This is a genomic window from Actinomycetospora sp. CA-084318, assembly GCF_050955885.1.
Taxonomy (GTDB): domain Bacteria; phylum Actinomycetota; class Actinomycetes; order Mycobacteriales; family Pseudonocardiaceae; genus Actinomycetospora.
This window is the reverse complement of the sequence record NZ_CP192098.1, coordinates 1,588,561-1,601,354: the sequence shown is the minus strand read 5'-3', so window position 1 is coordinate 1,601,354 and position 12,794 is coordinate 1,588,561. Positions and strand designations below refer to the sequence as shown.

Sequence of the window (12,794 nt, the reverse complement as noted above, 5' to 3'; positions counted from 1 at the left end):
AGCGAACGTTGCTCCTATGTCAAGCGGCGGCTCGTTCGTGATCGTGGACTGTGGGTTGTAGGAGGTTGTAGACGACTCGGGCAAGGCGCCGTTTGAGGGCTCGGATGGCGTCCTTGTCCTGGTCGGAGCCGGCGATGCGTCGTTGGTAGTAGGCATGGCCGAGGCTGTCGGGCATGCGGGCTTGGGTGCGGGCGATGCGGTGGAGTGCGGCGTTGAGTTGCCGGTTCCCGCCGCGGGCCAGGCGGTGACGGTCGCTGCGACCGGACGAGGCCGGGACGGGGGCGACGCCGGCGTGCATGGCGTAGCAGGCCTCGGAGCGGAACCGGGTGATGTTCGCGGTCTCCCCGAGAATCTTCGCGGCGGTCAGCGCGGCGCAGCCGTCGAGGTCGAGCAGCTGCGGCGCCAGCGCCTGCGTGCGCGCGGTGATCTCGCGTTCCAGGGCCCGGATCCGGACGGTGACCCGGCGGATGTCGCCGATCAGTTCGGCGGCGAGCTCGGCGGCCAGCCCGGTGTGGGCCTCGGCGAGGTGAGCGGTGAGCCAGTCCAGCCGGCGCAGGCTGCCCAAGCCGCGGGCGGGCAGGTGCAGTTCGGGGTCGAGTCCGTGCAGGTGCCAGCGCAGCCGGTTGACCTTGGCGGTGCGCTCACCGAGCAGGCTCTCCCGATGGTCGACCAGCAGCTTGAGCTCCCGGGACTCCGGGTCGTGCTCGGCGACGGGCAGGTCGGGCTCGCGGAGCGCCGCGCGGGCCACCGCCAGCGCGTCGATCGGGTCGGACTTGCCGCGGGTGCGCGCCGAGGCCCGGGTGCCGGCCATCAACTTCGGGGGCACCCGCACCACCCGCGCCCCGGTCGCGAGCAGCGCCCGCTCCAGGCGGGTGGAGACATGCCGACAGTCCTCCACCGCCCAACACACCCCGCCGGTCTCGCCGGGCTTGCTGCCGGTGAGCTGGGTGGCCTGGGCGCGAGCCCAGACGGTCAGCTCGAGATGACCGGCGTCGGTGGCCTTGACGGTCTTGCTGGCCTGCCGGGCGCCGACCTGGTCGACCATGACCGCGGTGTGCGACCCCTTGTGGACATCGACTCCGACTGTGAGGACCATCGAACGGTCTCCCTTTCGCCTGGGTGACAAACAGGCTGGGGCCGGTCGGCGGACACACCTCAGTGGGGGCGATGCCACGCTCCTATCAAGTCACGCCGGCCGGTCCTGGCCGCTGGTGCTCGGCACAACGTTCGAGTTGCCACCACGAAGGGGGCAGGCACTCTCCGAGCCAGAACACCAGCGACCAGGATCCCAGCACCGCCATCAGCGGCACCACCGACACTGACACTGAGGCACTCTCGCGCACATAGATGCTGCGAGAGTGCCGTTCGTTCGAGACGGGGGCTGGGCCGACCGGGCTAGTGCTTGCTGCCCGCGTGGTCGCCCAGCACGCGCAGACCTTCGACGATGCCGCCGGTCAGGTCGGACTCGGTGAACGACGAGACCATCGCCATCACGCCGAGCTTCGCGCCACGGTCGTCGACGCGGCGGACGGACTCCTCGCCGGTCACGACCTCGACGACCCGCTCACCGGGCGACACGCAGATCAGCACGGCCTCGTCGGCCTGCTCGCCCAGGGCGGCGTGCAGTTCCTCGGCCCGCTCGCGGGAACGGGGGCCGAGCTCGCCGACCCACACGCTGAACAGCAGGCCGGTCTCGGCCGAGGTGCGGGTGAGCGCCTCGTCGATCCGGGAGAGCTGCGAGGACGAGAACGGGACGCGCTGGTCGTCCGCGAGGATCTCGGTGGCCTCGGAGATGCGGCCGGAGGCGGTCGGCACGCGGGCGTGCCCGTAGACCGGGTCCTCGATCAGCCCGGTCTCGTTGATCATCGGGGTCTCGCCGGGGCGCGCCTGCGGGCGCGCGACTTCACCAGGTGCCACGTGCGCCTCCTCGGGCGGTGCGGGTCGCGGTGGCGCCGACGGCCTCCACGGTCGGCTCCGGCAGGCCGGTCCCCTTCGGGTTGCCGATCCACCACAGCGGCTCGTGCGGCCAGTCCTCGCCCGAGCGGTACGACGACGCCTGGCCCTTCCGGCGGATCATCGTCACGGCGAAGATCAACAGCAGCGCGACGACCGGGATCACCGCATAGATCAGGATCGTCTCGATCGGTCTCACGCGCCGAACCGTAGTGGAAAGCCGCTCCGACGTCGTGTCGTAGGTGCCCTCACCACACCGGGGGCCGACGGTGCGCCCACGGTGTCGCCGCCTCGAGCTCCGCCCCGAGGGCCAGCAGCACGTCCTCCCCGCCGCGACGTCCGCGCAGCGTCACGCCCACGGGCAGCGTCGTGCCGTCGACCTCCGGCCAGCCCAGCGGGAGGCCGAGCGCGGGCTCACCGGTCATGTTGGCGATCGCGGTCCACGGCGTGAATGCCACCTGCCGGGCGAAGTCGACCTCCGGCCCGTCGGCGCGGAACCACCCGACCGGGCGGGGCGGGAGTGCCACCGAGGGCGTGAGGACGGCGTCGAACCCGGCGCGTGCGGCGACGATCCGTCGCGTCGCCACCTGCACCGTCTGCAGCGCACCGAGCGCGACGATCCCGGGCACCTCCCGGCCCCGCGCCCGCAGCAACCGCGTCAGCGGCTCCAGCCGCGGCTCGTCCGCCGGGTCGACGGGGTCGCCGAGCGCGAGCGTCGCCCACAGCGTGAGGAAGGCACCGACGACCTCGTCGGGCAGCCGCACGTCGACCGGCTCGACGACGTGTCCGAGCGACTCCAGCGTCCGCGCCGTGTCCTCGGCCGCCGCCGCGCAGACGGGATCGACCGTCGCGCCCGCCCACCCCGGGACGAGCGGACCGAGGTCTCCGTAGGGCACCGTCGTGCACAGCCCGATCCGCCGCCGCGGACCGGGACCCCGGCGCACCGCCGCCAGGTACCCGCCGTCGGGACGGTTCCCGGGGACGAACGGCTCCCCCGGCCACGCCCGCCCCCCGCACAGCACGTCGAGCAGCGCCGCGGCGTCCGCGACCGTCCGTGCGAGCGGGCCCGCCACCGACAGCCCCGCCGGGTCGCCGCCGGCCGGGCCGGCCGGGACCCGGCCGCGGGTCGTCTTCAGGCCCACCAGCCCGCACACCGACGCCGGGATGCGGATCGACCCGCCCCCGTCGGAGCCCTGCGCGACCGGCACGATCCCGGCCGCGACCGCCGCGGCCGCCCCACCGGACGAGCCGCCCGCCGAGCGCGTCACGTCCCAGGGGGTCACGGCGGGCGCCGCGTCCGCCGGCTCGGTGTAGCAGGGCAGCCCGAACTCGGGCACCGCGGTCTTGCCGAGGCTGACGGTGCCGGCGGCGCGCAGCAGCCCGACGGGGTCGTCGTCGACCTCCGGAATCCAGTCCCGGTAGATCACCGACCCGCGTCCGGTGCGCACGCCCGCCGTCGCCGTGAGGTCCTTGATCGCGGTCGGCACGCCGTGCAGCGGACCTCCCGACGCCGGGTCGGTGCCGGTGTCCAGGGCCCGCGCGGCCTCCCGGGCCCGCTCCGGCGTGAGGAGCGCGAACGCGCCCAGGCGCGCGCCGAGGGTCTCGGCGCGCGCGAGGGCGTGGTCGACGACGTCGAGGACGGAGACCTCCCCGCGCCGGACGGCGTCCGCGGTCTCCAGTGCGCCCAGCTCGTGCAGATCGCTCACGTCACCCGATCATGCACGGTCCGGGCCTACGCCGCGCTCTCCCCCAGGTAGGGCAGCCACTGCGGGTCCGCGTCGACCAGGCCCGCGAGGAGCCGCCAGTGGCGGCCGCGTGGGGCGGTCGGCATCGTGCGCAGCGGCCAGCCGAGCTCGGCGAGCAGCTTGTCGGCCTTCTTGTGGTTGCACCGGGCGCAGCAGGCTACGCAGTTCTCCCACGTGTGCGTACCGCCGCGACTGCGGGGCACCACGTGGTCGATGGTCTCCGCCTTGCCCGAGCAGTAGGCGCAGCGGAACCGGTCGCGGTGCATGAGCGCCGCCCGCGTCAGCGGGACCCGTGCCCGGTAGGGCACCCGCACGAACACCCGGAGCCGGATCACCGAGGGGACCTCGACGGCGCCCGTCGCGGAGTGCAGGACGAGCCCGGAGGAGTCGCCGTGCACGACGTCCGCCTTGCCGCACACCAGCAGGACGATCGCGCGGCGCAGCGGGAGGGCCGTCAGCGGTTCGTAGGTGGCGTTGAGGAGCAGGACCCGGCGGCGACCCAGGAAGGGAGCGGGGGCGACCGGGACCGGGGCGAGGGCCGTGACGGGGGAGACCGGGGCCCCGGGGGGCTCGGCGTCGGGAGGGTCGGTCCGCAGGCTCGGTCCGCCGACCCCGCTGACCAGCGGCGTCACGGTCCTGGGTTGTCGTTCGGCCACACGACCACCTCCCACCGGGATGTGGGCACAGTCGACCACATCCGACCGCGTCGTGCACGTGTGATAACGGGACGTTCACCTCCGCCGAGGCGTCGCGATCGAGATCCACTGCGGTCCGTATCGTGCCGGGGCGTGCTGTTCTCCTCCGGCATGGTCGACCAGACACCCACCCCGACGCCGTCGCCCGGCTCCACCACCTCGGTGGTCCCCGACGTCCCGATCGACGCACCGTCGTGCGCCGCCGACGCCGGCTCGCTGTGCGCGCGGGTGTTCCAGTACACGCACGCGTCCTGGCTCTCCCGGTCCGCCGACGCGATCGTCTCCCACGCGGTGACGACGATCGTGATCATCGTGGTGGCCGTGGTCCTGCGGTCGGTCCTGCACCGCGCCATCCGCCGGATCGTCGACGGCGCCAGCACCGGACGCGTGCCGCGGCTGCTGCGCCCGCTGCGCGACCGGGCGGCGGCGAGCCTGCGCGAGTCCGCGCCGCAGATGATCGAGCGGCGCTCGCAGCGCGCACAGGCGATCGGCTCGGTGCTGCGCTCGTTCGTGACGCTGCTGATCTACGGCGTCGCCTTCACGCTGATCCTGGGCGAGTTCGGCGTCAACCTCGCGCCGATCATCGCCTCCGCCGGCATCCTCGGCGTCGCGATCGGGTTCGGCGCCCAGAACCTCGTCCGGGACTTCCTCTCCGGGATCTTCATGATGTTGGAGGACCAGTACGGCGTCGGCGACGTCGTCGACCTCGGCGAGGCCACCGGCACGGTCGAGGCGGTGGGCCTGCGGGTCACGACGCTGCGCGACATCGCGGGGACCGTCTGGTACGTCCGCAACGGCGAGGTGCTGCGCGTCGGCAACTCCAGCCAGGGCTACTCGGTGGCCGTCGTGGACATCCCGGTCGGGCACTCCGCCGACGTCGACGACACCTCCGAGCTCGCCCAGCGCGCCGCCACCGAGGAGTGCACCGAGCCCGCGATCGCCTCGAAGGTGCTCGCGCCGCCGGAGATGCTCGGGGTGCAGTCGGTGACCGCCGAGGGCATCCTCCTGCGGCTCACCGTCCGGACCCGGCCGGGCGAGCAGTGGGCCGTGCAGCGCGCGGTGGCCGGCGCGGTCAAGTCCGCCTTCGACGACGCCGGGGTCCCGGCCCCGACCCCCTTCGGCGCCGGCCGGACGGCGGCGACGCCCCACGGGTCCGCCCGCCCGTGACCGGCGCTCGTGAGACGGTGGGACCGTGAGCAGTCCCCAGACCTTCTACGACGCGGTCGGCGGCCACGAGACCTTCCGCCGGATCGTGCACCGCTTCTACGAGCAGGTGGCCGACGACCCGGTGCTGCGCCCGTTGTACCCCGAGGAGGACCTCGGCCCCGCCGAGGACCGGCTCCGCCTCTTCCTCGAGCAGTACTGGGGCGGCCCGCAGACCTACTCCCAGCAGCGCGGCCACCCGCGACTGCGGATGCGCCACGCCCCGTTCCCGATCGGCCCGCTGGAGCGCGACGCCTGGTTGCGCTGCATGAAGGTGGCCGTCGACGAGGAGAACCTCGAGCCCGAGCGGCACCGCCAGATCTGGGAGTACATGGAGATGGCGGCGATGAGCATGATGAACAAGGCCTTTTAGGGGAACACCGCCCTCGTGGCTGACAACCCCCTCCAGAACGTCTCCTTCCCCTCCAACGGCGGCACGGCGCACGGATACCTCGCGCTCCCGGAGTCCGGGAGCGGGCCCGGCGTCGTCGTGATCCAGGAGTGGTGGGGGCTCACCTCCCACATCGCGGACGTGACCAACCGCCTCGCGGCGGAGGGCTTCGTCGCGCTCGCCCCGGACCTCTACGGCGGCACCACCACCCACGACTCCGACGAGGCCGGGAAGCTCATGCAGGAGCTCCCCGTGCAGCAGGCCGCCACCGACCTCGCGGGCGCCGTGGACTTCCTGCTCGAGCACGAGGCGGTCGTCGGCGACACGGTCGGCGCCGTCGGGTTCTGCATGGGCGGCGGCTTCGTGCTCGTCCTGGCCGCACAGCAGGGTGACAAGATCGGTGCGGCGGTGCCGTTCTACGGCGTGCTCGGGGAGGACTACCCGAGCTTCACCAAACTCTCCGCGCCGCTGCTCGGCCACTTCGGCGAGCAGGACCAGATGGCGGACCCCGACGCGGTGAAGGCCCTCGCCGACCGGATCGAGGCCGAGTCGGGCCGCCGCCCCGACTTCCGGATCTACCCGGCCGGGCACGCCTTCTTCAACGACGAGAACCACATGGGGACCTACGACCCCACGCAGGCCGCCATCGCCTGGGACGCGACCCTGGGCTTCCTGCGCGCCAACCTCGCCACGACCGACTAGAGCAGCGGCAGCTGCGCGCGGCGGCGTCGGACCACGGCGCCGCCGTGCGCGTCGAGCCGCAGCCACCCGCCGTCGGTCGACACGCGCACCACGTCGTCCCCGCCGGCCCCCGGCCCGACGAAGCCCATGCCCGACAGCGCGAACACGCACCGCATCGGCACCCGCACCTCGAGTCCCGACGCGTCGTCGGTCACCGTGAGCACGACCTGGTCGAGCAGCGCCGCCGACGGCCGCCCGGACGGGTCCGCGGCCCGCGCCGCGGCGACGCCCTTCTCCGCGAGCCCGTCCACCACCTCCGACGGCACCTCGCCCACCACCTGCCACCGCGCGTCCGGCCGCAGCGGCGGCAGCGGGCCGCGCCACCGCTCGTCCACCGCCGTCCCCGGCTCCACCGACGGCCCACCCGCGACGGCGAGGGCCGCCAGCAGGTCCGAGCCCACGACGGTCACGTCGGCCGGCTCCAGCGTCCCCGGGGCACTGCGCGTGACGAGCGCGTCGAACGGCGTCGGCGCGTAGGCCTCGACCGCGGCGCGCTCCCCCGGCCGCGCCCGCAGCCGGACCACCACGGCCGCGTCCAGCCGCACCGCGCGCCCGACGAAACCGGCGAGGTCCTCGCGCTGCGCGGCGTCCGGGACCGACAGCTCCGCCCTGGTCCCGATCACGCGACGTACCGCTCGAGGAAGGCGCGCTCGTCCCCGGTGAGCCGACGGGGCCGGGCGGCGGCGAGGTCGTAGGGGACGAGCTGGGTGTCCGCGGTGACCGCGGGCTTCGGGTCCCACTCGACGTCGCCGGCTGCGTCGTTGCTGGGAAGGAGCAGCTCGTAGCCGACGGTGAACGACGCGGCCCGCACCGAGTGCGCCCACATCCGCGCCCGCACCCCGCGCCGCGTCCACGGGATCGGACGCCGGTAGCGGACGTCGACGTGGGCCACCAGCAGCCCGGCCTCGAACGCGGCGACGCCCTCCCGGGCGGCGGCGTCGAAGAGCAGCGCGGTCCGCGCGTCCTCGAGCAACGTGACGACCTTGGCGTGGTTGACGTGCTGGTACGGGTCCTGGTCGGACCAGCGCAGGGGGACGTCGACGTCGTAGGTCGAGTTCATCGCACCATGCTCCGGATCTGGCGGGCGGCCACGGACACCGTGGTCAGGTCGGTTCGTCCGGAGCGGGCGATCTCGGCCAGGGACGTGCGCGCGCGCATCAGCCGCGAGGCGTTCGCCTGCTCCCAGTGGGCGATCTTCTCATCCGCCGACTCGGTGTTGTCGGTGTCGGCCAGCACGTCCAGGGTCACCGCGCGCAGCGACGAGTACAGCTCGTCGCGCAGCGAGAGCCGCGCCAGGGCGTCCCAGCGGTCGCGGCGCGACAGGGACGCCACCACCGTGAGGAGCCGGTCGATGCCGAGGTGGTCGGAGATCGCGTAGTAGAGCTCCGCGACGGCCCGCAGGTCGTCCGGGTCGTCGTCGTGGTCGGCCTCGGCGATCTCGGTGATCTCGGTGACGTCGAGCAGCCCGAACCCGTAGAGCCCGCCCACCACGCGCGCGGCCAGCTCCGCCGGCGCCCCCAGCGCGACGACCGCGTCCACGCGCTCGGTGAGCCCCTTGGCCTCGGTGCCGCGCAGCAGCGACGCGACCTGCGGGCCCAGGCTCCCGACGACGGGTGAGAACCGGTGGATCTCCGCGCCCATCGCCAGCGGCTGCGGCCGGTGCGTGAGCAGCCACCGCGACGCCCGGTCCAGGATGCGCCGGGAGGCGAGGGTCAGCCGGTCGGCCGCCGCCGTCGGCAGCCCCGCCGCGGTCGCGTCCGCGACGTCCGCGGCGAGGGTGTCGAGCCCGAACACGCGCGTCGCGATCTGGTAGGCGCGCACCGCGTCCGCCGGCGTCGCCGACACCTCGGCGACCAGCCGGTGGACGTAGGACAGCCCGCCGCCGTCGACGACCTCGTTGGCCACCATGGTCGTCACGATGCGCCGCCGCAGCGGGTGCGCGGCGATCGCGGCCGGGTAGGTCGACGCCAGCACCGGCGGGAAGTAGGACGGCAGACGCCGCGTGAAGATCTCCGCGTCCGGCAGGTCGTCCTCGGCGAGCGCCTCGGTCAGGTCGAGCTTGACGTGCGCCATGAGCTGCGCGAGCTCGGGGCCCGTGAGCCCCTCCCCCGCCTGCCGTCGGGCCTCGAAGCCGTCGGCGTCGGGCAGCACGTCGAGCTCGCGGTCGATCCGGCCCCGCGCCTCCAGGTCGGTCACCTGGGCCTCGTGGACGTTGATCATGTCCGGCGCGTGGGCACGGGCGACGCCGAGCACGTCGTTCTGCGCCACGTTGTCGGCGAGGACGAGAGCGGCGACGTCGTCGGTCGTCGCGGCGATCTGCTCGTCGCGGCGTTCCTCGGCCAGGTCCCCGCGCTCGACGAGCGAGTCGAGCAGGATCTTGATGTTGACCTCGTGGTCGGAGCAGTCGACGCCCGCGGAGTTGTCGATGGCGTCGGTGTTGACCCGGCCGCCGGCGCGGGCGTACTCGATGCGCCCGCGCTGGGTCAGCCCGAGGTTGCCGCCCTCGCCGACGACCTTCACGCGCAGCTCGGCGCCGTTCACCCGGACCGCGTCGTTGCCCTTGTCGCCGGCGTCGGCGTGGGTCTCCTCGGTGGCCTTGACGTAGGTGCCGATGCCGCCGTTCCACAGCAGGTCGACCGGGGCGCGCAGGATGGCCCGCATCAACGACGGCGGGTCGAGCGGCTCGGTGCTCTCCAGCCCGAGCGCGGCGGCGACCTGCTCGGAGACCGGGATCCGCTTCTGGGTGCGCGGGTACACGCCACCGCCGGCACTGATCAGCGAGGGGTCGTAGTCCGCCCAGGACGACCGCGGCAGCTCGAAGAGCCGGCGGCGCTCGGCGAACGACGCCGCCGGGTCGGGATCGGGGTCGAGGAAGACGTGGCGGTGGTCGAACGCCGCGACGATGCGCAGGTGCGGCGAGAGCAGCATGCCGTTGCCGAACACGTCGCCGGACATGTCGCCGACCCCGACGACGGTGACCTCGTCGGTCGCGATGTCGCGGCCGAGTTCGCGGAAGTGGCGGCGGACCGACTCCCAGGCGCCGCGCGCGGTGATGCCCATGGCCTTGTGGTCGTAGCCCACCGAGCCGCCGGAGGCGAACGCGTCGCCCAGCCAGAAGCCGCGCGAGGTCGCGACCTCGTTGGCGATGTCGGAGAACGTCGCCGTGCCCTTGTCCGCCGCGACGACGAGGTAGGTGTCGTCCCCGTCGTAGCGCACCATCCGGTCACGGACGACGACCGCGGCGTCGGCGCCGTGGCCGGCGCGGTCGTCGACGAGGTCGAGGAGGGCACCGATGAACAGCTGGTAGCAGGCCACGCCCTCGCCGCGCTGCGCGTCACGGTCGGCCGCGGCGTCGCCGGTCGGCGCCGGTGGACGCTTGACGACGAACCCGCCCTTGGCCCCGACCGGGACGATGACGGCGTTCTTCACCGCCTGCGCCTTGACCAGCCCGAGGATCTCGGTGCGGTAGTCCTGCAGGCGGTCCGACCAGCGCAGGCCGCCGCGCGCGATGGGCCCGAAGCGCAGGTGGACACCCTCGAGCCGGTTGGAGTGCACGAAGGTCTCGATCGCGGGGCGCGGCTCGGGCACACCGGGCACGCGGGCCGGGTCGAGCTTGAACGCCAGGACCTCGCGCGGGGCACCGTCGGCGTCGCGGAGGAAGTAGTTGGAGCGCAGCGTGCCGCGGACCAGGCCGAGCAGGGCGCGCAGGATGCGGTCGGCGTCGAGGCTCGTGACGGCGTCGATCGCGCTCTCGACCTGCGCGTCGAGCTCGGCGACCCGGGCCTCGCGGTCGGTCGCCTGCTCGGGGTCGAACCTCGCCTCGAACAGCCGGACGAGGCCGACCGCCACGTCGGTGTGCGTGGCGACGACGTCGGTGATGTAGCTCTGCCCGTAGGTGCTCGCGATCTGTCGCTGGTACCGGGCGAGGGCGCGCAGCAGTCCGGCCTGCCGCCAGCTCAGCCCGGCGGTGAGCACGAGGGCGTTGAACCCGTCGGTGCCGACGCGGCCACGCCAGATCTCGGTGAACGCCTCGGCCGCGCGCCGGGTGAGGTCCTCGTCCTGCGCGGCTGCGGCGTCGAGCCCCATGCGCAGGCCGAAGTCGTTGATCCACGCGGGGCGCCCGTCGCTGCGGCGGACCTCGTAGGGACGTTCGTCGACGACCTCCACGCCCAGCGACTGCAGCACCGGCAGCACGGTCGAGAGCGTGATCCGGCGGTCGACGAGGTACAGCTTCAGCCGCCGGTCGCCGCTCTCCGGGTCGGTCCCGTCCACCCCGTGGTCGCTGGGCCGGTAGAGCCGGACCGCGAGGTCGTCGGGACCGCGCAGGCCGTCGAGCACCAGGAGGTCCGCCACGCCGCGCTCGGGCGGGAAGTCCTCCTGGTAGGCCTGGCTGAACGGCTCGCCCACGGAGGCGATCGCGGCCCGCTCGCGGGGGCCGGCGGCGGCTCGGAGGCGGTCGTCCCAGGTGCGGGCGGCCTCGGCGAGCTCGTCGGTGAGGGCGGCGACGTCGGGCCGGACGGGCTCGCGCTGCCCGGTGTGGACGGTGACGTGCAGCAGCGCGAGCTGGTCCTCGGTGACCCGCGCGGTGTACTCGATGTCGGCGCCCTCGAGGCGGTCCAGGAGCAGCTGCTGCATCCGCAGTCGCGCGTCGGTCGTGTAGCGGTCCCGCGGCAGGTACACCATCGCCGAGAAGTAGCGGCCCCAGCGGTCGCGGCGCAGGAAGAGCCGCACCCGTCGTCGTTCGGCGAGGGCGAGCACGCCGGTGACCGTCTCGTGCAGCGACGCCCGGTCGGTGCACAGCAGCTCCGCGCGCGGGTAGGTCTGGAGCACCTCGAGCATCTGCCGGCCCGACCACGACTCGACGGGCAGCTCGCTGCGGCTGAGGACGTCGGTGACGCGGCGGGAGACGACCGGGATGCGCGTGACGTCGGCACTGCGCGCGGCGACCGAGAGCACACCGAGGAACCGGTGTTCGCCGACCACCCGCCCGTCCGCGTAGACCTTCAGCCCGACGTAGAGCGGGTGCACGGGCGCGTGGACCGTGGAACGCGCGCCGGCGCGGGTGAGGACGAGCAGGACGCCCTCGTCGCTCTCCTCCCCCTCGGCGAGGTCGGGACCGGCGGTGAGGGTGCGCGTGTACTCGGTGTCGCGGCGCAGGATCCCGAGCCCGTCGGTGTCCGGCCCACCGCCCGCGGGGCGGTAGCGGTGGCCGAGGAAGGTGAGGTTGCCGTCCGCGAGCCACCGCAGCAGCGCCACCGTCTCCGAGACGCGGTACTCCGCGACGGGCGGCCGGGACTTCTCGAGATCGTCGGCCAGCCGGAGCGCGCGCTCGACCATCCGGTCGCCGTCCTCGACGACGTCGCGGACGTCGCCGAGCACGGCGGAGAGACGTTCGTGCAGGTCGCGGGCCAGCTCACGGACGGACTCCGAACTCGCGTCCGCCTCGAGCTCGAGGTTCATCCACGACTCGGCGACGGTGCCGGCCGGCGGGTGGCTCGGGTCCGCCTCCGGGCAGACCTCGACGAGGCTGCCGTCGGCGTCGCGGCGGACGACCACGACGGGGTGCACCACGCGGTGCACCGTCGCGCCGGTGCGCGACAGCTCGGCGACGACGGAGTCGATCAGGAACGGCATGTCCTCGGTGACGACGAGGACGGACACCCGGTCGGGGTCCGGTGCCGGCAGACCCGGTGTCGCCTCGGCACCGGCGCCGAGCACCGCGGTGACCGGGCGGCCGGGGATGCGCAGGCGCGCGAGGCTGCGGTGCGCACGGACGACCCCGAGCGCCTCCTGCGCGTCCTCCCCGAGCTCACCGGGCCCGACGCGGGCGAAGTAGAGGGCAGCGAGGTCCCCGAGAGGGGCGTCGTCGAGGGCTCGCGCGGCAGCGCGGAGACCGTCCGGGTCGAGCGCCGGCGGCGTCGTCGTGTCAGTCATCGTCGGGTCACCGCCGACGCCGGAGGAACGGGTCCACACCACGGCGTGAGCACGTCGGCCACTGTAACGGCGACGTGACGGCGTAGGGCCATCCGCCGAGTGGCGGGCGGCGGCGTCCGTCCGTGGGTGGAG

The 12,794-nt window shown here is 74.0% G+C and carries 11 protein-coding genes; 3 read left to right on the top strand and 8 right to left on the bottom strand.

Annotated features, from left to right (window positions below; all coding sequences use genetic code 11):
- Positions 1 to 19 precede the first annotated feature (19 nt).
- From ACQPYX_RS07875 to ACQPYX_RS07855, 5 genes are all read right to left on the bottom strand, one after another.
- On the bottom strand, positions 20 to 1,096 hold the full coding sequence (locus ACQPYX_RS07875) for an IS110 family transposase (RefSeq protein ID WP_433799434.1): 1,077 nt from the start codon (positions 1,094 to 1,096) through the stop codon (positions 20 to 22).
- A 299-nt stretch (positions 1,097 to 1,395) separates the two neighbouring features.
- The gene (locus tag ACQPYX_RS07870; RefSeq protein WP_433802339.1) at positions 1,396 to 1,917 is read right to left on the bottom strand and encodes a DUF5130 family protein; all 522 of its coding nucleotides are present in this window, start codon (positions 1,915 to 1,917) and stop codon (positions 1,396 to 1,398) included.
- Positions 1,904 to 2,152 carry an aa3-type cytochrome oxidase subunit CtaJ gene (gene ctaJ / locus ACQPYX_RS07865; RefSeq protein ID WP_433802338.1) on the bottom strand — a complete coding sequence of 83 codons (249 nt, stop codon included), beginning with the start codon at positions 2,150 to 2,152 and terminating at the stop codon, positions 1,904 to 1,906. Before ctaJ ends, ACQPYX_RS07870 begins: the two co-directional genes overlap by 14 nt.
- A 49-nt stretch (positions 2,153 to 2,201) precedes the next feature.
- Positions 2,202 to 3,659, bottom strand: coding sequence for an amidase (locus ACQPYX_RS07860; protein ID WP_433802337.1), 1,458 nt, complete (start codon positions 3,657 to 3,659; stop codon positions 2,202 to 2,204).
- A 26-nt stretch (positions 3,660 to 3,685) separates the two neighbouring features.
- Positions 3,686 to 4,330 carry an HNH endonuclease gene (locus ACQPYX_RS07855; protein ID WP_433802335.1) on the bottom strand — a complete coding sequence of 215 codons (645 nt, stop codon included), beginning with the start codon at positions 4,328 to 4,330 and terminating at the stop codon, positions 3,686 to 3,688.
- A 156-nt stretch (positions 4,331 to 4,486) separates the two neighbouring features.
- Between ACQPYX_RS07855 and ACQPYX_RS07850 the strand changes: the two genes are divergently transcribed.
- From ACQPYX_RS07850 to ACQPYX_RS07840, 3 genes are read left to right on the top strand one after another with little or no spacing between them, the layout of a single operon-like run.
- A complete protein-coding gene (locus ACQPYX_RS07850; RefSeq protein WP_433802333.1) occupies positions 4,487 to 5,560 on the top strand; it encodes a mechanosensitive ion channel family protein in 1,074 nt (357 codons plus the stop codon).
- Positions 5,561 to 5,585: 25 nt separating this feature from the next.
- Entirely contained in the window at positions 5,586 to 5,969 is a 384-nt protein-coding gene (locus ACQPYX_RS07845; RefSeq protein WP_433802332.1) for a globin, read from the top strand.
- Positions 5,970 to 5,984: 15 nt separating this feature from the next.
- A complete protein-coding gene (locus tag ACQPYX_RS07840) occupies positions 5,985 to 6,689 on the top strand; it encodes a dienelactone hydrolase family protein (RefSeq protein ID WP_433802331.1) in 705 nt (234 codons plus the stop codon).
- Here the strand turns inward: ACQPYX_RS07840 and ACQPYX_RS07835 are convergent.
- The 3 genes from ACQPYX_RS07835 to ACQPYX_RS07825 are packed head-to-tail and all read right to left on the bottom strand — an operon-like array spanning position 6,686 to position 12,662.
- A complete protein-coding gene (locus ACQPYX_RS07835; RefSeq protein ID WP_433802330.1) occupies positions 6,686 to 7,351 on the bottom strand; it encodes a hypothetical protein in 666 nt (221 codons plus the stop codon). The genes ACQPYX_RS07840 and ACQPYX_RS07835 overlap by 4 nt on opposite strands.
- Entirely contained in the window at positions 7,348 to 7,788 is a 441-nt protein-coding gene (locus ACQPYX_RS07830; protein ID WP_433802329.1) for an acyl-CoA thioesterase, read from the bottom strand. The genes ACQPYX_RS07835 and ACQPYX_RS07830 overlap by 4 nt, the downstream gene beginning before the upstream one ends.
- On the bottom strand, positions 7,785 to 12,662 hold the full coding sequence (locus ACQPYX_RS07825) for an NAD-glutamate dehydrogenase (RefSeq protein ID WP_433802328.1): 4,878 nt from the start codon (positions 12,660 to 12,662) through the stop codon (positions 7,785 to 7,787). The genes ACQPYX_RS07830 and ACQPYX_RS07825 overlap by 4 nt, the downstream gene beginning before the upstream one ends.
- Positions 12,663 to 12,794: the final 132 nt, after the last annotated feature.